Source organism: Pseudomonas putida, from assembly GCF_026625125.1.
GTDB lineage: Bacteria > Pseudomonadota > Gammaproteobacteria > Pseudomonadales > Pseudomonadaceae > Aquipseudomonas > Aquipseudomonas putida_X.
Window position 1 is genome coordinate 2,271,560 of sequence record NZ_CP113097.1, and the last position, 22,634, is coordinate 2,294,193.

General features: G+C 62.3%; 25 protein-coding genes and 1 pseudogene. 10 read left to right on the forward strand and 16 right to left on the reverse strand.

What is annotated here, in order from left to right:
* Positions 1-12: 12 nt before the first annotated feature.
* The 4 genes and pseudogenes from OSW16_RS10430 to OSW16_RS10445 all read right to left on the reverse strand — a co-directional run bounded on the left by OSW16_RS10430 (position 13) and on the right by OSW16_RS10445 (position 3,660).
* Positions 13-274 (reverse strand): annotated as a pseudogene (locus tag OSW16_RS10430) (DUF3077 domain-containing protein).
* Between the two features lie 166 nt (positions 275-440).
* Entirely contained in the window at positions 441-683 is a 243-nt protein-coding gene (locus OSW16_RS10435) for a hypothetical protein (protein WP_267822825.1), read from the reverse strand.
* 343 nt (positions 684-1,026) lie between these two features.
* The gene (locus OSW16_RS10440; protein ID WP_267822827.1) at positions 1,027-1,749 is read right to left on the reverse strand and encodes a FadR/GntR family transcriptional regulator; all 723 of its coding nucleotides are present in this window, start codon (positions 1,747-1,749) and stop codon (positions 1,027-1,029) included.
* 177 nt (positions 1,750-1,926) lie between these two features.
* Positions 1,927-3,660, reverse strand: coding sequence for an IlvD/Edd family dehydratase (locus tag OSW16_RS10445; protein ID WP_241806474.1), 1,734 nt, complete (start codon positions 3,658-3,660; stop codon positions 1,927-1,929).
* A gap of 186 nt (positions 3,661-3,846) precedes the next feature.
* Here OSW16_RS10445 and OSW16_RS10450 point away from each other — a divergent pair, with 186 nt between their 5' ends.
* The 3 genes from OSW16_RS10450 (at position 3,847) to OSW16_RS10460 (ending at position 7,889) form a co-directional block, all read left to right on the forward strand.
* Positions 3,847-5,154 carry an MFS transporter gene (locus tag OSW16_RS10450; RefSeq protein WP_241806473.1) on the forward strand — a complete coding sequence of 436 codons (1,308 nt, stop codon included), beginning with the start codon at positions 3,847-3,849 and terminating at the stop codon, positions 5,152-5,154.
* Between the two features lie 28 nt (positions 5,155-5,182).
* Positions 5,183-6,172, forward strand: coding sequence for an AraD1 family protein (gene araD1 / locus OSW16_RS10455; RefSeq protein WP_267822830.1), 990 nt, complete (start codon positions 5,183-5,185; stop codon positions 6,170-6,172).
* A 142-nt stretch (positions 6,173-6,314) separates the two neighbouring features.
* Positions 6,315-7,889 carry an aldehyde dehydrogenase (NADP(+)) gene (locus tag OSW16_RS10460; RefSeq protein ID WP_267822832.1) on the forward strand — a complete coding sequence of 525 codons (1,575 nt, stop codon included), beginning with the start codon at positions 6,315-6,317 and terminating at the stop codon, positions 7,887-7,889.
* Between the two features lie 124 nt (positions 7,890-8,013).
* On the opposite strand, the gene OSW16_RS10465 is transcribed toward OSW16_RS10460, so the two are convergent.
* Complete coding sequence (locus tag OSW16_RS10465) at positions 8,014-9,177, reverse strand: AAA family ATPase (RefSeq protein WP_267822834.1); 1,164 nt, start codon at positions 9,175-9,177, stop codon at positions 8,014-8,016.
* Between the two features lie 136 nt (positions 9,178-9,313).
* Positions 9,314-9,583 (reverse strand): DUF3077 domain-containing protein, encoded by a 270-nt coding sequence (locus OSW16_RS10470; RefSeq protein WP_267822836.1) that lies wholly within the window; start codon positions 9,581-9,583, stop codon positions 9,314-9,316.
* A 102-nt stretch (positions 9,584-9,685) separates the two neighbouring features.
* Between OSW16_RS10470 and OSW16_RS10475 the strand changes: the two genes are divergently transcribed.
* Complete coding sequence (locus OSW16_RS10475) at positions 9,686-9,874, forward strand: hypothetical protein (RefSeq protein ID WP_267822838.1); 189 nt, start codon at positions 9,686-9,688, stop codon at positions 9,872-9,874.
* A 31-nt stretch (positions 9,875-9,905) separates the two neighbouring features.
* On the opposite strand, the gene OSW16_RS10480 is transcribed toward OSW16_RS10475, so the two are convergent.
* From OSW16_RS10480 to OSW16_RS10495, 4 genes are all read right to left on the reverse strand, one after another.
* Entirely contained in the window at positions 9,906-10,148 is a 243-nt protein-coding gene (locus OSW16_RS10480) for a hypothetical protein (RefSeq protein WP_241806468.1), read from the reverse strand.
* 507 nt (positions 10,149-10,655) lie between these two features.
* Positions 10,656-10,865, reverse strand: coding sequence for a DUF6434 domain-containing protein (locus OSW16_RS10485; protein ID WP_267822840.1), 210 nt, complete (start codon positions 10,863-10,865; stop codon positions 10,656-10,658).
* Between the two features lie 45 nt (positions 10,866-10,910).
* Positions 10,911-11,351, reverse strand: a complete 441-nt coding sequence (locus tag OSW16_RS10490) for a hypothetical protein (RefSeq protein ID WP_267822842.1) — start codon at positions 11,349-11,351, stop codon at positions 10,911-10,913.
* A gap of 151 nt (positions 11,352-11,502) precedes the next feature.
* Positions 11,503-12,057, reverse strand: a complete 555-nt coding sequence (locus OSW16_RS10495) for a TetR/AcrR family transcriptional regulator (RefSeq protein ID WP_267822844.1) — start codon at positions 12,055-12,057, stop codon at positions 11,503-11,505.
* A gap of 129 nt (positions 12,058-12,186) precedes the next feature.
* Between OSW16_RS10495 and OSW16_RS10500 the strand changes: the two genes are divergently transcribed.
* From OSW16_RS10500 to OSW16_RS10520, 5 genes are all read left to right on the forward strand, one after another.
* Complete coding sequence (locus tag OSW16_RS10500; RefSeq protein ID WP_267822846.1) at positions 12,187-13,026, forward strand: alpha/beta fold hydrolase; 840 nt, start codon at positions 12,187-12,189, stop codon at positions 13,024-13,026.
* 63 nt (positions 13,027-13,089) lie between these two features.
* Complete coding sequence (locus OSW16_RS10505; RefSeq protein ID WP_267822849.1) at positions 13,090-14,091, forward strand: NADP-dependent oxidoreductase; 1,002 nt, start codon at positions 13,090-13,092, stop codon at positions 14,089-14,091.
* A gap of 137 nt (positions 14,092-14,228) precedes the next feature.
* Positions 14,229-14,642 carry a thiol-disulfide oxidoreductase DCC family protein gene (locus tag OSW16_RS10510; protein WP_267823935.1) on the forward strand — a complete coding sequence of 138 codons (414 nt, stop codon included), beginning with the start codon at positions 14,229-14,231 and terminating at the stop codon, positions 14,640-14,642.
* Complete coding sequence (gene folE, locus OSW16_RS10515) at positions 14,627-15,187, forward strand: GTP cyclohydrolase I FolE (protein ID WP_267822851.1); 561 nt, start codon at positions 14,627-14,629, stop codon at positions 15,185-15,187. The genes OSW16_RS10510 and folE overlap by 16 nt, the downstream gene beginning before the upstream one ends.
* Positions 15,188-15,222: 35 nt before the next feature.
* Positions 15,223-15,681, forward strand: a complete 459-nt coding sequence (locus OSW16_RS10520) for a DUF3429 domain-containing protein (RefSeq protein ID WP_267822852.1) — start codon at positions 15,223-15,225, stop codon at positions 15,679-15,681.
* A gap of 36 nt (positions 15,682-15,717) precedes the next feature.
* Here OSW16_RS10520 and OSW16_RS10525 read toward each other — a convergent pair whose 3' ends face one another.
* From OSW16_RS10525 to galB, 5 genes are all read right to left on the reverse strand, one after another.
* On the reverse strand, positions 15,718-16,104 hold the full coding sequence (locus tag OSW16_RS10525; RefSeq protein WP_267822853.1) for a cupin domain-containing protein: 387 nt from the start codon (positions 16,102-16,104) through the stop codon (positions 15,718-15,720).
* A gap of 71 nt (positions 16,105-16,175) precedes the next feature.
* Positions 16,176-17,000: an AraC family transcriptional regulator gene (locus tag OSW16_RS10530; RefSeq protein WP_267822855.1), complete on the reverse strand. Its 825-nt coding sequence runs from the start codon at positions 16,998-17,000 to the stop codon at positions 16,176-16,178.
* Between the two features lie 413 nt (positions 17,001-17,413).
* Positions 17,414-18,496, reverse strand: a complete 1,083-nt coding sequence (locus OSW16_RS10535; RefSeq protein ID WP_267822857.1) for a 4-oxalomesaconate tautomerase — start codon at positions 18,494-18,496, stop codon at positions 17,414-17,416.
* A gap of 2 nt (positions 18,497-18,498) precedes the next feature.
* Positions 18,499-19,215 carry a 4-carboxy-4-hydroxy-2-oxoadipate aldolase/oxaloacetate decarboxylase gene (locus tag OSW16_RS10540; RefSeq protein ID WP_267822859.1) on the reverse strand — a complete coding sequence of 239 codons (717 nt, stop codon included), beginning with the start codon at positions 19,213-19,215 and terminating at the stop codon, positions 18,499-18,501.
* The gene (gene galB / locus OSW16_RS10545) at positions 19,212-19,988 is read right to left on the reverse strand and encodes a 4-oxalmesaconate hydratase (protein ID WP_267822861.1); all 777 of its coding nucleotides are present in this window, start codon (positions 19,986-19,988) and stop codon (positions 19,212-19,214) included. Before galB ends, OSW16_RS10540 begins: the two co-directional genes overlap by 4 nt.
* A gap of 118 nt (positions 19,989-20,106) precedes the next feature.
* Between galB and OSW16_RS10550 the strand changes: the two genes are divergently transcribed.
* The gene (locus tag OSW16_RS10550) at positions 20,107-21,300 is read left to right on the forward strand and encodes a LysR family transcriptional regulator (protein WP_267822863.1); all 1,194 of its coding nucleotides are present in this window, start codon (positions 20,107-20,109) and stop codon (positions 21,298-21,300) included.
* A gap of 15 nt (positions 21,301-21,315) precedes the next feature.
* Here OSW16_RS10550 and OSW16_RS10555 read toward each other — a convergent pair whose 3' ends face one another.
* Positions 21,316-22,563, reverse strand: coding sequence for an OprD family porin (locus tag OSW16_RS10555; protein ID WP_267822864.1), 1,248 nt, complete (start codon positions 22,561-22,563; stop codon positions 21,316-21,318).
* Positions 22,564-22,634: the final 71 nt, after the last annotated feature.

The following is a 22,634-nucleotide window of genomic DNA, read 5'->3' on the forward strand; positions in this document are numbered from 1 at the left end:
ATATCTACCGCTTCATCCCAACTCGGCATCGTCGAGCAGCGCCTTTGCCAGTGCACTCAGGTAGCGGGATGCCCAGATCAATTGCGGGTTTTCTTCCATGAGGCAGGTAAAGGTCAAACCCCCGCACACAGCCCATTAATTCTGAGGCTTGCTCCGTTGCATTCTGGTAGGGGATGCCAGGTGCGATGCAGAACAGCGGTTCGGTTCGACCTTCTGTCTGGTAGAACATGGTTTTGCCCGGTGTGGTTTTCTCAGTAGTGCTGTCTTTTGGCATGGCTTGTTTCCCTGAAAGTCCGGGGGCCTGGGCTGGCCCTATCGCCGGTAAGCCGGGCCCTCACAGATTTCACCGGGTACCTAAGGGCCGTTTACAACCTCAGGGGCAGTGCCGTGGGGGAACGTTTCCCTTCGAAAGAGCCAGGCCAGACTTGACGTGATGCCGCTTAGTGCAGCGTTCCTTTCTCAGTCGGCATCTGCACCTGCGCCAATGCAACCTCAAGCAATTTGCGCAAGGTTTCGAGCTCGTGCATGGAGGTCATGATCAACAAGGAGGACGGCGACTTGGGTTGCATCATCATCGCCTGCTGCGCCACGGCTTCGGCGCACAGTGCGTAATCTGCAGCCAGCATCAGCGTATCTTCGAGGGTGTGGAGGTGGTGGGGTGGATCAGGGACGATTTTTAACATCGGACTGTGTTCTCTGTGGGGCCGCCGCCAATCCGCTGTCAAACGCAAAGGTGGCAGCTGTGCATGGGTTGACAGACCGGCGAACACAGAAACCGGCGCACGCACGCGTGCCCCATACACAACCGCCATGAACGGTAATGCCCTGTATATCGTCGCGGCCTGTCAAAGCCGGTCGTTGATGTGCAACGACTGGCCGAGACTAGGACGCTGATAAACCGACCGCAACGAAAAACAGGCGGCGGCAGTATCTTTGGGAAATGCCCTACAGGAAAGGGGTTCAATCTGATTTTTTCAGCGCTCACCTGTAACTGCTGGTAACGCGCAGGCAGCCGAAAACGTTGCCTCAGCTAGTCGGGTCTTGCCCCAACACCTTGCTCAACGCCACACGCGCATCTTCAAGCTGCACCAGCGAAGCATGCCTTGCACCCAGTGCGTCGCCGTTCTGGATAGCCGTGAGAATCGCTTTGTGCCGGGGCAGGGCGAGTTGGTCGAAGTTTGGCCGCTGGTTGGAATAGCGCACCGATTCGCGCAGGGCCATCGACAACATGTTGCACAGGTAGGCCAGCAGGTCGTTGTGGGTGGCGTCGGCGATGCGGGCGTGGAAGTCCAGGTCGGGTTGCAGGCGCTCTTCATGGGTGCGCGCCGCTTCCATGCGCTGGTAGGCCTCGCCGATCGACGCGACATCCTCGGGGCTGGCGTTGGTGGCGGCCAGCGCGGCGGCGGCCGGTTCGATGACCCAGCGCACGCTGGACAGGGTATTGAAAAAGTCCTTTTGAGGGGTGGCCTGCATCAGCCAGTGCAGCACGTCGGGGTCGAGCATGTGCCAGTCATGGCGGGGCCGCACCAGCGTGCCGACCCGCGGCCGCGCTTCGACCAGGCCCTTGGCGGTCAGGGCGCGCATCGCTTCGCGGAATACCGGCCGGCTGATCGCGTAGCTTTCGCACAGGCTGGCCTCGGAGGGCAGCTTTTGCCCGGGTGCGAGTTGGCCGGATACGATTTGCAGGCCGAGGTCCTGGACCAGGGTGGCGTGCATGCTTTTGCGCGTGGTGGGCTGGCGGTAGTTCATGGGGGGCGCGGGAGGTCCTTCGAGCGGGGTGGGCATCATAGCATTAGTGGTCGAGGGGCGGCCTGTGGGGCGGGGCTGGGCGGGGTGATTTGTCAGTGGGAAGTGTTGCGGTAAAGGGCGTGGGCTTCGCCCTCAAGCGGTACACCGCCGCTACTGCGCGGCGGTGTTGCGGGTTGGTCAGTGCGAATGCTTGGGCACCGCAGCGCCACGGCAGCCAACCAGGAAGTCGAAATCGCAACCTTCGTCAGCCTGCATCACATGGTCCAGATACAGCTTCGCATAACCGCCACTGATCAACTGGGGTGGCGCTTGCAGGTCGGCCAGGCGGCCAGCCAGTTCTTCGGCGCTGATGTCCAGGTGCAGCCGGCCTTCCTTGCAGTCCAGCTCGATCCAGTCACCTTCGCGCACGGCTGCCAATGGCCCGCCCGCAGCAGCCTCGGGTGCCACGTGCAGCACCACGGTGCCGTAGGCAGTACCACTCATGCGGGCGTCGGAAATGCGCACCATGTCGGTCACGCCCTGGGCCAGCAGCTTGGCCGGCAGGCCCATGTTGCCCACCTCGGCCATGCCCGGGTAACCCTTGGGCCCGCAGTACTTCATCACCAGCACCGAATTGGCGTCCACATCCAACTCGGGGTCGTTGATGCGTGCTTTGTAGTCCTCGAAGTTCTCGAACACCACGGCGCGGCCGCGGTGCTGCATCAGCGCTGGTGTGGCGGCTGAGGGCTTGAGCACCGCACCCTTTGGCGCCAGGTTGCCGCGCAGGATGCAGATGCCGCCATCGGCTACCAGTGGTTTATCGAGCGGGCGGATGACTTCTTCGTCATACAGCGGCGCGGCCAGGCAGTTGTCCCACAGGCTTTTGCCGTTGGCGGTCAATGCGGTGGGATTGGGCAGCAGGCCATGCTCGCCCAGGCGGCGGATGACAGCGGGCAGGCCGCCGGCGTAGTAGAACTCTTCCATCAGGAAGCGGCCCGAGGGCTGCAAGTCGACCAAGGTCGGTGTGCCGCGGCCGACGCGGGTCCAGTCTTCCAGTTGTAGGTCTACGCCAATGCGCCCGGCAATGGCCTTGAGGTGGATCACTGCGTTGGTCGAACCACCGATGGCGGCGTTGACGCGGATGGCGTTCTCGAAGGCTTCGCGGGTGAGGATCTTCGACAGGCGCAGGTCTTCGCGGACCATGTCGACAATGCGCATGCCCGACAGGTGGGCCAGAACATAGCGGCGGGCATCCACCGCGGGGATGGCGGCGTTGTGCGGCAGCGAGGTGCCCAGCGCTTCGGCCATGCAGGCCATGGTCGACGCGGTGCCCATGGTGTTGCAGGTGCCTGCCGAGCGCGACATGCCGGCCTCGGCGGAGAGGAATTCGTTGAGGTCGATCTGGCCGGCCTTATAGGCCTCGTGCATCTGCCAGACGATGGTGCCGGCGCCAATGTCCTTGCCTTTGTGCTTGCCGTTGAGCATCGGCCCGCCGGTGACCACGATCGCTGGCACATCGCAGCTGGCGGCGCCCATCAGCAGTGCCGGGGTGGTCTTGTCGCAGCCAGTCAGCAGCACCACGGCGTCCACCGGGTTGCCACGGATCGCTTCTTCCACATCCATGCTCGCCAGGTTGCGCGTCAGCATGGCGGTGGGGCGCAGGTTGGACTCGCCGCTGGAAAACACCGGGAACTCCACCGGGAAGCCACCCGCCTCCAGCACGCCTTTTTTGACGTGCTCGGCAATCTTGCGGAAGTGGGCGTTGCACGGGGTCAGCTCCGACCAGGTGTTGCAGATGCCGATGATCGGCTTGCCCTGGAATTCGTGGTCCGGGATGCCTTGGTTCTTCATCCAGCTGCGGTACATGAAGCCGTTTTTGTCGGCGGTACCAAACCATTGGGCGGAGCGCAGGGGGCGGTTGTTGTCAGACATAAGCGGAACACCTAATTAGTATTACTATTTGTCGTTGTGATGCTGACTCTACCGCCTGAAAAGGCATATGTGAAGGGTTGTTGTTTTAAATAGTAATACTATATTATCGATTTGCCAGGTTAGCGGTCTGCCAAAAAGCCCCGGCCAGGTGCTGTGCCCATTACAAGAACAATTGGAGACATCGCCATGATTCAGGAGCAGCGGCTCGTCCGCCTGATCACACTGAAACTCATCCCTTTTCTGGTTCTGCTTTACCTGGTGGCCTATGTCGATCGCTCGGCAGTAGGCTTTGCCAAGCTGCACATGGGCGCCGACATTGGCCTGGGTGACGCGGCCTATGGCCTTGGCGCCGGGCTATTTTTCATCGGTTATTTTCTTTTCGAAGTGCCGAGCAACCTGTTGCTCGACCGCTTCGGCGCGCGTCGCTGGTTCGCCCGCATCCTGGTGACCTGGGGCGCGATTACCGTAGGCATGGCGTTTGTCACCGGGCCCAACGGTTTCTACGTGATGCGCTTCTTGCTGGGGGCCGCCGAGGCGGGCTTCTTCCCGGGGGTGCTGTACTACATCACCCAGTGGTACCCGGTGCGCCATCGCGGCAAGATCCTCGGTTTCTTCATTCTCTCGCAGCCGCTTGCCATGCTGATCACCGGGCCGCTTTCGGGCGCGCTGCTGGGGCTTGAGGGCAGTTATGGCCTGCATGGCTGGCAGTGGTTGTTCATCTGTATCGGTACCCCGGCAATGCTGCTGGCCTGGCCCACCTTACGCCTGCTGCCGGACGGCCCTGCCAAGGTGCGCTGGCTCAGCGACGAGCAGCGCAACTGGTTGCAGGAGCAGTTGGCCAACGACCTGCGCGAGTTTGGCCAGACCCGCCATGGCAACCCGCTGCATGCCCTGAAAGACAGCCGGGTGCTTTTGCTGGCGCTGTTCTACCTGCCGATGACCCTGAGCATCTATGGCCTGGGCCTTTGGCTGCCAACGCTGATCCATCAGTTTGGCGGCAGTGACCTGGTCACCGGTTTCGTCTCGGCGGTGCCTTACCTGTTCGGCATCATCGGGCTGTTGATCGTGCCGCGTAGCTCCGACCGCCTGAACGACCGCTATGGCCATCTGGGCCTGCTGTACGCCTTGGGTGCAATCGGCCTGTTCTTCAGCGCCTGGCTGACGGTGCCGGTGCTGCAGTTGGCCGCGCTGTGCCTGGTGGCGTTCGCGCTGTTCTCCTGCACGGCCATCTTCTGGACGCTGCCGGGGCGGTTCTTCTCCGGTGCCAGCGCGGCTGCGGGCATCGCCTTGATCAACTCGATCGGCAACCTCGGCGGCTACCTGGGCCCGTTCGGCATCGGCGCGCTGAAGGAGTACACCGGGCAACTGTCGTCGGGCCTGTACTTCCTGGCGCTGGTCATGCTGTGCGGGGTGCTGCTCACGGGCGTGGTCTACAACCGCCTGGAGCGCCGCCAGCGCCTGGCTTCCTCACGGGCGGCCGAAGCCTCCCGCTAACCTTTGCAACCGACAAGCGAGCACAAGCATGCGACTGATCCAATTCGAAACCGCCGCCGGCGCGCGCCACGTGGGCGTGGTGGAAGGCGAGTACGCCCTTGAAGTACTTGGCGCCAGCAGCACCCGTGAACTGGCTCTGCAGGCCATCGCCGCGGGCCGTGACCTGGCCAGCGAAGTGCGGGCCGCCGGGCTCGGTGAGCGCCATGACTACCTGGCACTGCTGGCCGAAGGCCGCGTACTGCCACCGCTGGACCACCCGGACCCGGCCCACTGCCTGGTGACCGGCACCGGCCTGACCCACCTGGGAAGCGCCGCCACCCGCGACAAGATGCACCAGCAGCAAGCCGAAGGCGCCGTCACCGACAGCATGCGCATGTTCCAGTGGGGCCTGGAGGGCGGTCGGCCGGCAGCGGGCGAGGAGGGCGCGCAGCCTGAGTGGTTCTACAAGGGCGACGGCGGCATCGTCGTGCGCCCCGGTGCCGACCTGCCGCTGCCGGCTTTTGCCGAAGATGCTGGCGAAGAGCCGGAGCTGGTCGGGCTGTACCTGATCGGACCCGACGGCACGCCATACCGCCTCGGCTACGCCTTGGGCAACGAGTTTTCCGACCATGTGATGGAGCGGCGCAACTACCTGTACCTGGCGCATTCCAAGCTGCGCGCCTGCAGCTTCGGCCCGGAGCTGCGCCTGGGAGCATTGCCGGCTCACCTTGAAGGCACCAGCCGCATCCTGCGCGATGGCCAGGTGCTGTGGAGCAAGCCGTTCCTGTCGGGTGAGCAGAACATGTGCCACAGCTTCGAGAACCTTGAGTTTCACCACTTCAAGTATGACCAGTTCCTGCGTGCTGGCGATATCCATGTGCACTATTTCGGCACCGCCACGCTGTCGTTTGCCGACGGCGTTCAGGCTCGCCCGGGCGATACCTTCGAGGTCAGCCTCGACGCCTTTGGCCAGCCGCTGCGCAATGGTATTGGCGCAGCGGCCGGGCAGGTTCGCCCCGGGGTAGTGAAAAGCCTTTGAGTGTATTGCCGGCCAGTCGACGAAGTCGGGACCGCTGTGCGGTCCATCGCCGGCAAGCCAGCGCCCACAGGGCCCGCGCAAACCTCAAGGGGCTGGGCGCCATGTGCCACCGAGCCCTCTTTCTTTGTTACAGGAGTCAACCATGTCTGGAAGCAACTTCATTGGCGGCCAGCGCAGCGCTGCCGGCAGCGTCCGCCTGCAAAGCTTCGATGCACGCACCGGCGAAGCATTGCCGGTGGTCTTCACCCAGGCCACCCCTGAGGAAGTGGCCGCCGCCGCCCAGGCCGCCGAAGCGGCATTTGCCGAATACAATGCGCTGGCACCAGAGCGCCGCGCGCAGTTTCTGGATGCCATCGCCGACCAGCTGGACGCGCTGGACGATACCTTCGTCGCCACAGTGTGCCGCGAGACTGCGCTGCCGGCTGCGCGCATCCAGGGCGAGCGTGGCCGTACCAGCAACCAGATGCGCCTGTTCGCCAAGGTGCTGCGCCGTGGCGACTACCTGGGGGCGCGTATCGACCGTGCGCAGCCACAGCGCCAGCCACTGCCACGCCCTGACCTGCGCCAGTACCGTACCGGCCTTGGCCCGGTGGCGGTGTTCGGCGCCAGCAACTTCCCATTGGCCTTCTCCACGGCAGGCGGCGACACCGCTGCGGCGCTGGCTGCCGGCTGCCCGGTGGTGGTCAAGGCACACAGCGGCCATATGGCCACTGCAGAGCAGGTAGCAGAAGCTATCGAGCGTGCGGCAGTGGCCACCGGCATGCCTGCCGGGGTGTTCAACATGATCTACGGCGCCGGTGTCGGTGAAGCGCTGGTGCGCCACCCGGCGATCCAGGCGGTCGGCTTCACCGGTTCGCTCAAGGGCGGCCGTGCCCTGTGCGATCTGGCGGCGGCGCGCCCGCAGCCTATCCCGGTGTTTGCCGAAATGAGCAGCATCAACCCGGTGCTGGTGTTGCCCGCGGCGCTGCAGGCCCGCGGCGAGCAGGTGGCCAAGGAACTGGCCGCCTCGGTGGTGCTGGGCTGCGGGCAGTTCTGCACCAACCCCGGGTTGGTGATCGGCATCGCTGGCGCAGCGTTCGACACCTTCGTCACGGCACTGGCTGCGCAAATGGCCGACCAGCCCGCGCAGACCATGCTCAACGCCGGTACCTTGCGCAGCTACACCAGCGGCGTACAGCGCCTGCAGCGCCACCCGGGCGTGCGCCATCTGGCCGGTGCCGAGCAGGTCGGCGACCAGGCCCGGGCACAGCTGTTCCAGGCTGATGTGAGCGTGCTGCTAAGCGGCGACGAGCTGTTGCAGGAAGAGGTTTTCGGGCCTGCCACGGTGGTGGTCGAGGTGGCCGACGAAGCCGAACTGCGCCGCGCGCTGCAAGCCCTGCACGGGCAACTGACCGCCACCCTGATTGCCGAGCCGGAAGACTTCCAGCGCTTTGCCGCGCTGGTGCCGCTGCTGCAGCGCAAGGCCGGCCGCCTGTTGGTCAACGGCTACCCGACTGGCGTCGAGGTGTGTGATGCAATGGTGCATGGCGGCCCTTACCCGGCCACCTCCGATGCCCGGGGTACCTCCGTCGGCACCCTGGCCATCGACCGCTTTCTGCGCCCGGTGTGCTACCAGGACTACCCAGACGCGCTGTTACCCGACGCCCTGAAAAACGCCAACCCGTTGGGCGTGCAGCGCCTGGTCGACGGCCAGCACAGCCGTGACCCGCTGAGCTGACGCCGGGGCTGGCTATGGCTCGAGGGCTGGGGCGTGCAAGGCCTCCAATGCGTCAGGGTGCGCGTAGGAGCGATCAGCTCCTACGTTGCACGCCTCGGCAGTTGGCGCTTTTGGTGCATCGCAGTCAGTCAACCCACCGCCACAGCGGTTCATCCAGCAACCCAACCCCGCGCAGCTGTGTCTGCCCCTGAACCTTCTCCAGCTCCAGTAAGTTGCACCCGTCACAGGCTGACAGCGCCTCAATCAGCGGCGCACTGTGCGACACCACCCAAACCTGGCTCCGCCGCGAAGCACGAACGATCAACCGCGCCAGCGCGGGCAGCAGGTCGGCATGGAGGCTGGTTTCCGGCTCGTTCAGCACCATCAGCGACGGCGGCCGTGGCGTCAGCAGCGCAGCCATCAACAGCAGATACCGCAACGTACCATCCGACAATTCGCTACCGCCCAGTGGGCGCAACAGCCCATGCTGGTGCAGCCGCACGCTGAACAGCCCGCCCGGCGGTGCATCAATCTCCAAGCGGCTACCGGGAAACGCGTCATCCAATGCCGCTACCAGGTCCTCCACCTCACCAATCTCGATAATGGTCTGCAACGCCGAGGCAAGGTTGCGGCCGTCATGGTGCAGCACCGGCGAGCGGGTCCCCAGCTGGGGTTGGCGGCAAGGGGCGTCGCGGTCGATACGGAAATGATCGTAAAAGCGCCAGCTGTTGATGAACGCCCGCAGCTCACCAATCTCCGGCGCCTGCCGTGGCCGGCCCACGATGTTGAAGAAGCTCTCGCAGCTGTCGGCATGTTGATCGAGTACCGTCCAACCATTGCCCTCCCGCGCACGAACCATGGCGTTCTTGCGCTCCACCAGCAAGGACGATGGGCGATAAGCCCCAGCGCCCCAGATGGCTTCGGTCTTGATCTCAGGGTCGAGCATGAAGGCGGTGGGATAGGGCAGGGGTATCGGCAAGCCCAGCGAGATGGCAAAGCCGAAATCTTCGGTGGCGAACCCCAGGCGCAGACGTTTGGCTTCGCTCGGGTGCTGGCCTTGGATGGGCACTTCACCGCGTTTCATGCGTGCACTCATCTCTGGCCCCGCCCACCAGGTCGAATCCAACCCGCCTTCGCGGGCAAGCGCTTCGATCACGCCACCCTGAGCGGTCTCTGCGAGCAGGCGCAGGGCTTTGTACAGATTGGATTTGCCGCTGCCGTTTGCGCCGGTCACCAGGTTGAGTTGGCTCAAGGGCAACACAAGGTGGTTGATGGAGCGGTAGTTGCCGATGGCGAGGGTGGTGAGCATGCGGTGCGTCCCAGGTTTGACTCAAGGCCTGATTGTGGTTGAACTGCACCTGGCTTACTACCTCTTGGGCGAGGTCCTTTCGCGACACAAGGCCGCTCCGGCGAGGGGCGGCGTAGGTCTGCAGGTAGGGGTAGGGTCACGGGGTTTTCATCGTGCCCAGTTCGGCATCGTCGAGCAGGGCTTTGGCCAGGGCGCAGAGGTAGTGCGAGGCCCACAGCAGCTGAGGTTTATCTTCCATCAGGCCGTCGAGGGTCAGGTCGCGGGCGTAGCCCATCAGTTCCGAGGCTTGTTCGCGGGCGCTTTGGCAGGGGATGCCGGGCTCGATGCGAAAGAGGGGGTGGGTCTGGTTTTCGCCTTGGTAGAAGACGGTTTTGCCCACGGTGAATGCGGTGTGTTCGGTGGCCATGGTGTGATCTCCCTGAAGTTGTAACTGCCTGGGCTGGCCCTATCGCCGGCAAGCCGGCTCCCACCTGGACTTGCGCCAACTTTTAGAAATTGGGCAAGACCTGTGCTTCCACAGGCAAAGCGCAAGCCTGAAGAACTGCGCGATCGTGGTGGGAGCCGGCTTGCCGGCGATGGGCTGCGCAGCAGCCCTTGGGTCCGCGTTGCAGCCCAGCCGAACCCCACAGGTTTCACCGTGCGCCTGAGTGGCGTCTACGACTCAGCGGCGGTGCTGTGCAAGGAAGCTAGCCCGTGAAGAAGCCAGGCCAGGCCGATCATGATGAGGATTAATGCAGCGTTTGTGGATCGGCTGGCTTTTGTATTTGTGCCAGTGCTGACTCGAGCAATTTGCGCAGGGCATCAAGTTCGTGCATCGAGGTCATGATCATCACGGATACGGGGGCTTTCGGCTGCATCAACATCGCCTGCTGGGCCACGATCTCGGCGCAGAGCGCGTAGTCGGCAGCCATCATCAGCGTGTCTTCGAGGGAATGGGGATTGTGAGGCGGATCGGGGACGATCTTGAGCATGATGAAACTCCAACGTCGAAGGGTGGAGCTACCACGGTCTTGCTGTCAAACAATGAGGTGGCAGCTGTACGCGGGTTGACAGACCGAGACGTTGGCACTCGGCGCACCAGAGGTGCCCGCACGTACAGCCACCATAAAAGTGTGCACATGTGGACAACGAAGACGGCCTGTCAAAACCGATCGCTGAATTGGCAGCGACGGGCCGAGACTAGAATCCACGTTGGGCATGTGCAACGAAAAACAGGCGGCGGCAGTATCTTTGGGAAATGCCCTACAGGAAAGGGGTTAAATCTGATTTTTTCAGCCGTTCGATGTAACAGCTTGTATCCCGCGGGCAGTCAAAATCCACATAGCAAAAAATGACCAGTGTGGCGAACAGCGGGATACAAACCTTGGGCTGGGTTCGATGAAAACTGGATAGCGCTACCGGCTAATGCCAAGCAGAGCTGGCACCTGTTCCTGGCTGTTCTGTTCGCCTTGGCATAGAGGCGCGCGAACAATAGAGCTCTAACGACTGTGGGTGCGCAGCCATTCATCAGCGACGTCGCCCATGTTGGCTGGAGCCCCGCTCTTTATCCAGGCCATGAAGGTACGGTCGAACTTGAAAGCCTCCCCGCATTCCCTGAGCAGGAACTGCCGAACCTTCTGCGTGTTCCGGTAGCCGTCGTCTATCGGGGTCGCGCGGGTGATCGGCCCGGCATGCCAGTCAAAGCTCATCCTCATTCCCTTTTATGCAAACCTGCCCGAGAAAACTGGAGAGGGTCATTCAACGTTTGCTGCAACACCCTCGGCTGAAGCCTGGCTCGCCCTTCGGCGAGTGACGAGCAGCATGATCACTGCGGTCAGTCCAGGTATTGGGTAGAACACCACAAAAACCGAATACCACTCCAGTCCACTCGAATCGCTGGCCCAGCCCAATCCCCCTGCCAAGATCAGCCCCCACACAAGCGCAATGATGACTGCAGCGATGACTCGCCTGTCCAGGGGTAATTTCGGCTCGCGAGCCATGGCTGCCGCATAGGCCTTCCAGCAACCCCACAGGCCAACCGTGGAAATCAGAAAGACGGGTACCACGAACTCCGGCACCTTGAAGAGCATGACAGCCAAAAACAGCGTGGCCCCGATGAAGGAGTAGGTGAGCGGGGCGATGCCAATGAGCGCGCCGAGTGTCAGCACAATTCGAAGTTTGGTGAGCTTGGTCATGCCAGTCCTTGTTTGATAAACGGCAGCTGCGTCCGGGCAGCCACACCGAGCGGGAGCATAAAGGCATGCGCCCGCCTCTCAAAGCCCTCATGAACCCATTGGCTGTGAGCCATGACCCTCATGGGTAACGAATGCCCTGTGGCGACGGCCCTCAGGGCACCAGCTTTTCCTGGATTTTCTCACGGCAAACGCTGAGCACTTCGTCAGCAAGTGGAGAGTCGTCCGGGCAGGCTCGAGATAGAACCAACGCGCCGAGGGCGTGGGCGAAGGTATCGATGATTTCAGCACGGCTTGCCCCGGGCTCCCCATCCTTGCCATGCAAAACCTCCAGCAATCTGTGGATCCCGGCTTCATAAGCAGCTTTGATCTCATCGGACTGGCGCGCAGCATCTGCGCCCAGCGCCGCTAGCGTGCAACCTTTGCCTTTCTCATCGCGGTGCTCGCGGGACAGATAGAAATTGACGAAGTCGGCCAGCCGGATGCACTGCATCTGCTCCACCGTCCTGTTGATCCCGCACGTGGCTGCTTCGCCCATCAAATCCGCTTTGGACTTGAAGTGCTTGTAAAACCCGCCGTGGGTGAAGCCGGCGGCAGCCATAAGGTCTGCAACACCGACACCGTCATAGCCGCGCTCGCGAAACAGCATGGAGGACGTTTCCACGATGTGGGCTCGATTAGCTAGTGCCTGGGCCTTTGTGACCTTCATTTCTCTGCTCTCTCTGCCATCACGCCAAGCGATAGCATACATTGATTACGGTCATCATCAAAGGTGTTGACGGTTACGATTACGATCATCATCATTAGGTCGTGTCTTCCACTCACAGAGCGAACCGCCATGAGCCATACCCATCTCACCGTTCCGACCCGCACAGTTGAAGTAGACGGCGACACATTCACCTATCGCCGCTGGGGCAACCCCTCTGGAGTGCCGCTGGTCTTCATCGCCCATTTCCGTGGTGGGCTCGATCACTGGGATCCAATCATCACCGATGGTCTTGCTGCCGGCCGGGAAGTGATCTTGCTGAACGGTAGGGGGGTGGCTTCGTCGTCGGGCACTCCGGCCACCACCATTGAGCAAATGGCGGATGACATTGCAGCAGCCATCAAAGCCCTGGGGCTGAGCCAGGTCGACTTGCTCGGCTTCTCCATCGGTGGTTTGCAGGTTCAGGAAGTGGCACTGCGTCACCCTGCGCTGGTGCGCAAGCTTGTGCTGGTCGGCACCGGCCTGCGTGGCGGTGATCCAAGCATGGCCGAGGGTGTGAGAGAAGCCGCTTCGAACCCCGTCCCCACCCTCGAGAATTTCCTTTTCCTGTTTTTTGGGCGCTCGGAAGCTGCCAAGAAAGCGGGCCTGGCGTTCTGGGAGCGACGCAACCAGCGGCCCGACCAGGACACCCCAAGCTCCGTTGAGGTCGCAATGGCTCAGGGCGCTGCCTTTGCAACCTATGTCCAGTCGGCTCAGGGTGAGAACCGCTTCTCGTACCTCAACAAAATCAAGCAGCCAACCTTGGTGGTCAATGGCGTTGACGACGTCATGATCCCTTCGATCAACTCGTGGAGCCTGGTACAGAACATTCCAGATGCGCAGTTGCTGATCTACCCCGACTCCGGTCACGCAGCTCACTTCCAGTTCCCTGAGCGCTTCCTGAAACACGCCCTCCAATTTTTGCAAGAGTAAGGCCGCGCCTTGCCCGATCACCCAGCCCACCGTGCACGTCTACATTTTGGACAATTCAAGAATATGAAAGCCTTTCTGATCGATCGCTACGGCAAAGACGTCGTTGGCGATATCACTGAAGTTCCAGAGCCCCAGGTGGATGATTTCGATGTTCTGATCGAGGTTCATGCTGCAAGCGTGAACGTCCTGGATATCAAGATCAGGAAGGGCGAGTTCAAGCAGGTCTTACCGTTCAGGATGCCGCTGATCCTGGGTAACGATGTTGCGGGTACTGTGAAGCGTGTCGGTGGGAACGTCAGTCGTTTCCGGGTCGGCGATGAAGTCTATGCACGGCTGGACCAGCCGCGTATGGGCGGCTTCGCTGAGTTCGTGGCAGTCAGCGAATCTGCTGTTTCCCTCAAGCCAGCCAACCTGAACATGGAGGAGGCGGCCTCGCTGCCGTTGGTGGCCCTCACGGCCTGGCAGGCTTTGGCGGAAATGGCCAAGGTTCAACCGGGCCAGAAGGTTCTGATCCATGCCGGCTCCGGTGGCGTCGGTAGTATCGCCATTCAGGTCGCCAAGCACCTGGGGGCGTTCGTCGCCACAACCACGAGTAGCGGCAACGTGGCGTGGGTCAATGCACTGGGCGCTGACCTGGTGATCGATTACAAGACGCAGCAATTCGAGTCGCAACTGAGTGATTACGATGTCGTGCTCAGCGGGCAGGGCAGTGACGTTCTCGAAAAGTCGCTTCAGGTGTTGAAGCCGGGCGGTCAGTTGATTTCCATATCAGGCCCACCCACTCCGGAGGTCGCCGAGCAGCTTCGCCTTTCCTGGCTGTTGCGGCAGGTCGTTCGATTGATCAGCCGAGGGATCAGGAAAAAGGCGCAGCACATGGGCGTGAACTACAAATTTCTGTTCATGAGGGAGAGTGGTGCGCAACTGGCTGAGCTGGCCGGGCTGGTTGAAACCGGGATCATCAAGCCCGTGGTGGATCGCGTCTTCGCGCTGGGCTCGACGGGTGATGCCCTGGCATACGTGGCCCAAGGGAGAGCCAAAGGTAAGGTCATTGTGAAGCTGAAGTGATCAGCTGAGTAAAAAGCTCGATCTCAGGGCCGCCTGCCTAAGCCGGCTGGTCGGTAACCGGCGCTCACATGCCCATTGCGAATTTCCTGGTTTCCGCTAACTTATACAAAAACCTGTACAAATATTTGAGGTTGTACATGTATTGTCAGTGGCCCCTAACGCTGTACTTCGATGGCGCCTGCCCCCTGTGCGCTAGAGAAATAGCCTTTCTGCGCCGGAAATCGACCCAGGCGAAGCTCATTCTGGTTGATATCAGTGATGATGATTTCGATGCAGAGGCATTGAGCGTGACGGTTGAGCAACTGAGGTCATGCCTGCATGGACGGTTCGCGAACGGGCAATGGCTCAAGGGCTTGGACGCTACCTTGTGGGCCTGGCGTGCTGCCGATGCGGGTATGTGGGTCGCGCCACTGTCCTGGCGCCCGCTACGCCCCCTGTTTTCGGTCTTTTACCGGTTGTTCTGTCGTTTACGGCCACACTTGGCCTGGCTACCACATCCCGATGTCGGGCACCGCTGTAGCGGTGAGGAGTCCAAATGTCACATTCGTTAGCCGAGCACTACCATCAGATCCTTGTTGGCGTTGGTGAAAACCCGCAGCGCGAAGGGCTGGTGGACACGCCCCAGCGTGCGGCCAAAGCGATGCAGTACTTGTGCAACGGATATGCTCAGAGTCTTGACGAGGTCGTGAACGGTGCTCTGTTCGAAAGTCAGAACGACGAGATGATTGTCGTGCGTGACATTGAGCTCTACTCATTGTGCGAACACCACATGTTGCCGTTCATTGGCAAGGCGCATGTCGCGTACTTGCCAACAGGGCGGGTATTGGGGCTTTCCAAGGTCGCGCGCGTGGTGGACATGTATGCCCGTCGCTTACAGATACAGGAAAACCTGACGCGGCAGATTGCGCATGCAATTGGGCAAGTCACGGATGCCGCAGGGGTTGCGGTCGTGATTGAAGCGAAGCATATGTGCATGATGATGCGCGGAGTCGAGAAGCAGAACTCCGTGATGATTTCCTCCGTGATGTTAGGGGAGTTTCGCGACTCCGCTTCGACTCGGCACGAATTCCTTAACCTCATTGGGCGGCACAATTGACAGGCGATGCTGAACCGTCGCGAAGGGGCGTCCAAATGAGTGCAGTCACTGCTGCTTTACCTGCAAGCCGCTACACGATGCTGGGTTACGGTGGCTTGCTGCCCTTCGTTGGTTTGACCCTGCTCATCGTCTTTTTCGCTGAGTATCGAGCTTTCACCTCGTTCATGTTGGTCAGCTACGGCGCTGTGATACTGAGCTTCGTCGGCGCCCTGCACTGGGGCTTCGCCATGACGTTACAGGGTTTGCTCGCGGAGCAGCGTCGCGAGCGGCTCGTGTGGAGCGTTATCCCGGCCCTGATCGGTTGGGTTGGCACGTTGCTACCTGTACCAGTGGGTTGTCTGGTGCTGACCTGTGGTTTTATCGGCCACCTTTGGCAGGATCGCAAACTGGTGCAAGCTGTGCCGGGGTGGTATCTGCCGATGCGGGTCCATTTAACAGCTGTGGCAAGCCTCTGTTTGCTGCTCAGTGCACTTGCGGTAGCAATGGATTTTTGAAACCACAACCCATCCGCTATGAGTGATGTTTACCCCTCATATCCACACGTCGTTCATGGCAGTGCGCGCTCCACCTTCATGGCCGGTATTCAACACGCCTCTGGGCTCGATCATCATCAGTTTCGCTTCGCCCTGCGCCGCTGTCCTGTGCTCCACCCCACGTGGTACCACATACAACTCGCCTGGGTTCACATGAACGCAGCCCTGCGGTAAATCGATGCGCAAGGTGCCTTCGAGCACAAGAAACGCTTCGTCGGTTTCCGGGTGCGAATGCCAGATGAATTCACCTTCTATTCGCACAACCTTGAACTGGTAGTCGTTCATCTCGGCGACCACTCTCGGGCTCCACTGCTGTTCGATCAGTGCAGCTTTCTGGGCCAGGTTTACGGGTGATGCCGGGCATTGCGGACTGGGGTTGGACATGACGGATCCTCATGGGTTGAAGTCGCCAGCCTATCGAACCGCCACAAGGCGTTCTTGTACGATCCTGCACGTCAGCGCGCAGGTCGCAAGCGCTCCAGCCAGCGCAGCGGTGGCACCCCATAGCTGCGTGTGAAGTGCCGTGTCATGTGGCTTTGATCGTGAAAGCCTGCCGCCAGGGCCGCATCGACCAAGGTGAAACCATCGAGCATCAGCCTGCGCACAGTATCCAGGCGGCGCAGGGTCACGAAGCGGTAGGGGCTGGTGCCGTAGAGGGCGCGAAAGTCGCGGGACAGGCTCCATTGTTCGCGGCCGCTGGCCTGTTCCAGCATCTCCAGGGTGATGCCCAGGTGAAGGTGCTCCAGGATGAACGCCCTGGCGCGCTCGGCCGCCCGGTGATCCAGGCGTTTGCGGCCGCGTGGCTTACCGCCCACCGCACGCAACGCCATCGCCAGGTCATACACGGCGTCCTGTTCCTCCAGCGTTTCCAGCGGGTGCTCCAGTGCCTGCACGAAGGCTTCACTGGCGCGGTACAGGCGCGGGTCGCTGGACAGCCCACCCGCGATGAAGGGCAAAGGTTCACCGCCGAGCGCATTCTGGATCAGTGCTGGGTCGATATAGGCCATGCGGTAGCGAAAGCCCGCTTCAGTCCCAGCCATGCCGTCGTGCACTTCGTCAGGGTGCAGGACCAACGTGTTACCCGGTAGGCCGTGGCACAGCGCCCCTTTGTAGTGAAAGCTCTGCACCCCGGCGAGGGTGCGGCCGATCGAGTAGGTGTCGTGACGGTGAGGATCGTAGCCATGGCTACCGAACCACGCTTCTATCCGCTCTACGCTGCCAGGGTGAGCGCTGCGGATCACCCAGTCGGGGCTGGCTGCGTGGCGTGCTTTTCGTGCCATGAATAAACGCTCTTCGACTCAACGCTATGCATCCGACTGTCGCTCTGCTGCCTGTTGCGCTTGAGTCTCTGAGCGCTGGCCGGCAAGCACCTGTTGCGCCGTCAACTCGATAGAGTCGAACACCGCCTTGGGGACCCTGTACAGGTACTGCTAACGGCGATTGTTCGCGGGCCCGGAGTATCTCCCGCTGCCCGCATGTACCTTTTCCTTCAGTTTGGGCGTGAGCGCTGTGTTTTTTTAATTCAGCTCACACAATCTTCAGATTTCGCGATTATGCCGTTTTTTTGTTCACTTTCCACAGGGCGTGTGGATGCCAAAATCTTCAGTTCTGCCACCAGGGCAGCTTGTTTCATGAGTTTTGATGCGCCGCGCGGGGGGGCTCGACCTCAACGGCGAAGAGGCTTTGGCAAGCACTACTGCCGCCCATCCCATACATTCCGAGCAACACACACAACCCCATCAAACAACAACCGCGCCGTCCTCACCAACCCGCACCCCGTGATCACCCCATGGTCCAAGCTGATTTCCACGGTAAATTCCCCACTCGGATGCTCCACCGCCAAACGCTGACGATCACCGCCGCACGTGCTGGCAAGGCCCTGTGCAACCGACCCTTCAATCAAGCAGGCCGTAGCAACACTCACCGCGCCAAACACCCCAATGGATGCATGACAACGGTGCGGAATGAACGAGCGCGTATTGACCGTGCCGCCGTTGCGCGGTGCCGACAGCAGGCACATCTTCGGCACATTGCGCTGGCTGACATCACCCAGGTTCATGCGGGGGCCCAGTTGCAGGCGGATGGCTTCCAGGCGCGTTTTCAGGGAGCTGTCGGCCTCCAGCGCTTCGCACGTCTCATAACCGGTCACGCCAAAATCCTCGGCACGCAGCAGTACCACCGGCATACCGTTGTCGATGCAGGTGACGTCCACGCCATCGACCCGGTCGCGGCTGTTGCCGGTGGGCAGCAGGGCTCCACAGCTGGCGCCGGCCACGTCGGCAAACGTGACCACCAGCCCCGCCGCACGGCCCGGCACCCCATCGATACGGGTATCGCCGGCGTACTCCACCTGGCCATCGGTGGTCGGGACCTGGGCGATGGCGATCTGCCCGGTGTTTTCCATGAAGATGCGTACCGGCGTGCTCGCGCCGCTGGCGGCTACCAGGCCGCGCTCGAGGGCGAACGGCCCTACGCCGGCCAGAATGTTGCCGCAGTTCTGGCCATAGTCCACCCGCGCCTCGTCCACCACCACCTGAGCGAACAGGTAGTCGACGTCGGCGTCCTCGCGCTGCGAGGCGCGGATGATGGCGACTTTGCTGGTGAGCGAGTCGGCGCCGCCGATGCCGTCAATCTGCCGCGCATCGGGTGAGCCCATCACCGCCAACAGCACCTGGTCACGCAGCGGGCCGGGGGCGGGCAGGTCGTCATGCAGAAAATAGGCGCCCTTGGAGGTACCGCCGCGCATCAGCAGGCAGGGTATGCGGGTCTGCCCCATGTTCAGCCTTCCAGGTCGGTGAGGTGGTCGACATAACGCAGGCCCTTGGCCGCCAGGCGCGGGCGCATCTCGTAGATGTCCAGGCCAAGCTCGCCGGCGGCCAGGCGCAGGCGTTTGCGTTCTTCCAGGTCGGCGCGCTGGGTGGCGGCTTCGAGTACTGCCTGGGCTTCGCCATGGCGGACCACCACGATGCCGTCGTCATCGGCCACTACGATGTCACCGGCATTGATCAACTGCCCGGCACACAGCAGCGGCAGGTTCACTGAACCCAGCACTTCCTTCACCGTGCCTTGGGCGTTGATGGCGCGGGACCACACGGCAAAGCCCATGTCGCGCAGTGTCTGGCTGTCGCGCACGCCCGCGTCGATCACCAGGCCGCGCACACCGCGGGCCTGCAGCGAGGTCGCCAGCAGGTCGCCGAAGTAGCCATCGCTGCACGGCGAGCTGGGCGCCACCACCAGTACGTCGCCTGGGCGGCACTGCTCAACGGCCACATGGAACATCCAGTTGTCGCCTGGGGCCACCAGCACGGTTACCGCGCTGCCGGCCACGGCCACACCCTGCTGGATGGGGCGCACGGCAGTATTGAGCAGCCCCTTGCGGCCTTGCGCCTCATGCACCGTGGCTACACCCAGCCGGCCCAGGGCATCAATCATGTGCGGCTCAGCGCGCGGGATATTACGAACCACGATACCGGTCTTGCCGATCAGCCCACTCATGCCAGGTTCTCCGTCACGCGTGGGAACACACTCTGCAGCCCTTCGGCGTAGACGATGTTGCGTGCGCTGGTGATGCCGACGTTACGCTTGGCCTGCACACCGCGCTGCAGGGCTACGCGGGTGTAGTACTCCCAGAGGTGTTCCTGGCCGGCCATGCACTGGATGGCCGCATACTTTTTGTCCCACACCGGGGTGATGTCCAGGAAGGTATCCGGGCGCCATTCGCACTGTTCGGGCTGGTGCGGCTCAAAGGCGTACACCGGCGGTGCGCCAACGATCTTCTCGCCTGGTTTGTAGCCTTCGGCCTGGGCGATGATGCGGGCCTCCTGGGCCAGGTGCATGGCCAGCGGGTGGTCGTAGTTGTAGGGGTCTTTCAACGAATGGCTGAGCACGAACTCCGGTTGCACCCGGCGATACACATCGGCCAGGCGCAGCAGGGTGTCCTTGTCGGCGCGCATCGGGTAGTCGCCGATGTCGAAGAATTCCACACTGGCACCCAGGATTTCGGCCGCTGCCATGGCTTCCTCACGGCGTGCGTCCTTGACCTTGGCTTCGGTCATTTCACCCTTGCGCCACAGTTTCGCAGACTCACCGCGCTCACCGAACGACAGGCAAACCACGTGCATGGCATAGCCTTGCTCTGCGTGCAGCGCAATGGCGCCACCGGCCCGCCAGACGAAGTCGGCGGAATGTGCGCTGACCACCAAGGCGGCTTTTTGTGGGGTATTCATTATGTGATGGCTCCTGCAGTGGGGGTTGACGCAGGATGTCATCGGCCTGTGCGAGGCACTAATGCGTTCACTTGCAACGGCTATGCGTTTTATTTATTGCCTGACAAGCGGGGTAGAGGCATAGTCGCCCCAGTCACGTGCCCAGCGCAGGGGGAGCCTTATGATCAACGTCGAACTGCCCAACCTGATGCAAGTACGCGCGTTCATCCGGGTAGCCGAGTTGGGCAGCGTTTCGCGGGCGACGGAGGTGTTGTTCCGTGCTCAGTCGGTGGTCACCCGCGCCATCGCCGAGCTGGAGGCGCGGTTCGCTGTCCCGTTGTTCGAGCGCCATGCCAATGGCATGCGCCTGACCGACTATGGCGAGTGCCTGCTGCCGCGTGCCCAGCGCGTACTGGCGGAGCTGGACAGCGTGCCGGGGTTGCTGGGCACCGCCCAGGGCGAGCCCCTTTACCTGTTCCAGGCGCGGCGCCTGCAGGTGTTCGTGAAACTCTGTGAGACCCGGCACATGCAGACCGTGGCGCGGCACTTCGGCCTTAGCCAACCGGCCGTCAGTGCTGCTTTGAAAGTACTCGAAGGCGGATGCGGGCAGCCCTTGTTCGTGCGTACCTCGCGAGGCCTGCAGCCCACCGTGGCCAGCCGGGATATCCTCTTCCCCGTCCGCCGGGCGCTGAACGAGTTGCGCCACCTGGACAGCGACCTGAGCGCGATGCAAGGCACCCTGCGCGGGGTGGTGCATGTCGGCGCGTTGCCGCTGGGCCGCTCGCGCATTCTGCCGGATGCCATTTTACGCTTCACGGCCGAGCATCCACAGGTCCGGGTGGTGACCAACGAAAGCCCGTTCGACCTGCTGGCAACCGAGCTGCGGGTAGGGGATGTGGACTTCGTGCTGGGCGCCTTGCGGCCTCACGACTACGCCAGCGACCTGGTGGGCGAGCCGCTCATCAACGAGGAAATGGTGCTGCTGGCCCGCCGTGGGCACCCGCTTTTGCACACACACCTCACGCTCGAGGGCGTGCACCAGGCGCGCTGGGTGTTGCCGCGCGCCGGTTCGCCAGCGCGCGGGCTGCTCGACAACTGCTTTGCCGCCGCCGGCCTGGCAGCGCCGTGGCCAGTGGTGGAAAGCGCTGATCTGGCGGTTATCCGAGGCCTGCTGGTGCGTTCGGACATGCTGGCGGCAGTATCGGCGCACCAGTTGGCTTACGAGATTGCCAGCGGCGAACTGCAACGCCTGCCGCTGGCACTGCCCGGTACTGCTCGCGCCATTGGTCTCATGCAGCGCAGTGGCTGCCTGCAGTCACCGGCGGCAGTCGCGCTGATGGCCTGTATCCGCCAGGTCATCACTGAGCAGGCATGAGCCCGGCAGGGTGCCTTAAAGCAGGCTCAGCGGGTAGCTCACGATCAGCCTGTTCTCATCGAAACTGTTGGTGCTGCCCCAATCCCGGCGCTGGCTGGAGTTGCGCCATTTGAGGTTCAGGGCCTTGAACGGCCCGGACTGGATCACATAGGCCAGCTCGCTTTCGCGGCCCCACTCGGTGCCGTCCTGGGTGCTGGCGTTGTGCACGTTATCGCCGTGGATATAGCGGTTCATCAAAGTCAGGCCGGGTATGCCGAGCACCACGAAGTTGAAGTCGTGGCGCACCTGCCAGGAGCGTTCCTGGGCGCTTTCGTAGCTTGAGCCGAAGGCATCGTTGGCCAGCGTGCCGCCGCTGGCACCGTTGAGCCGGAACCATTCATCATCGCCCATGACCTTCTGCAAGCCGACGTAGAACGTGTTGCCACCCAGCTTCGCCGAGAACAGGCCCGATGCGGTGCGGTTGTCCAGTTCGCCTGCCTTGGCGCCGCCGTCGTCCTTGCCCCAGAAGTAGCCCAGGTTGGCGCCCAGCACCCAGTTGCCGACCGGCTGTTGATGCTGCACCTGCAAGTAGCGCTGCTGGTAGATGTCCTGCAGCTGGGCGTACCAGGCGCCGACCAAGGTGCGCTCCTGGTTGAAGCGGTAGTCGCCGCCGGCGAAGTTGAAGCGGTCCGAGGTGAACGCTGTACGCGTGAACAGGCTCATGTCCTGCATGCTGGCGTCGTTGCGCGGGCTGTTCTGGCGGAACTGGCCGCCATACAGGGTCAGGCCGGCCAGCTCGTTGGAGGTGACCTGGGCGCCCTGTAAGGTTTGCGGCAGCGAGCGGCCGTCGTCGGCGCGCAGGATGGGTAGGGTGGGCGACCACTCACCGACCTTGAGTTCGGTCTTGGAGACCCGCATCTTGGCCGCCAGCGCCGTGCGGCCAAAGTCGTCCGCCGGGCGCCCGTCGTCGTGAACAGGCAGCAATTGGGTTCCGGCGGTGCCCTTGCCGCCATCGAGTTTGATGCTGTAAAGGCCCAGCACGTCAACGCCAAACCCGACCACGCCGGGGGTGAAGCCGGACTTGAAGTCGAGGATGAAACTTTGCGTCCATTCCTCGGCTTTGCCTTGGCTTGCCGTGCCTGTGTAATCGCGGTTCATGTAGAAGTTACGCAGCGTCAGGGTTGCCTTGGCGTCGTCGACGAAGCCTTCGGCCACAGCTTGCAGTGGCAGGCTGGCTGCCAGGGCGAATGTGGGGACGAGCGGGTACAGGGTGCGGCATTTCATTATTTTTATTCTCCAGGGATGGGCACAGCGCTGCCCGCCAGCGTCGTTTCGGCGCTGGGCAGGTTGAATCA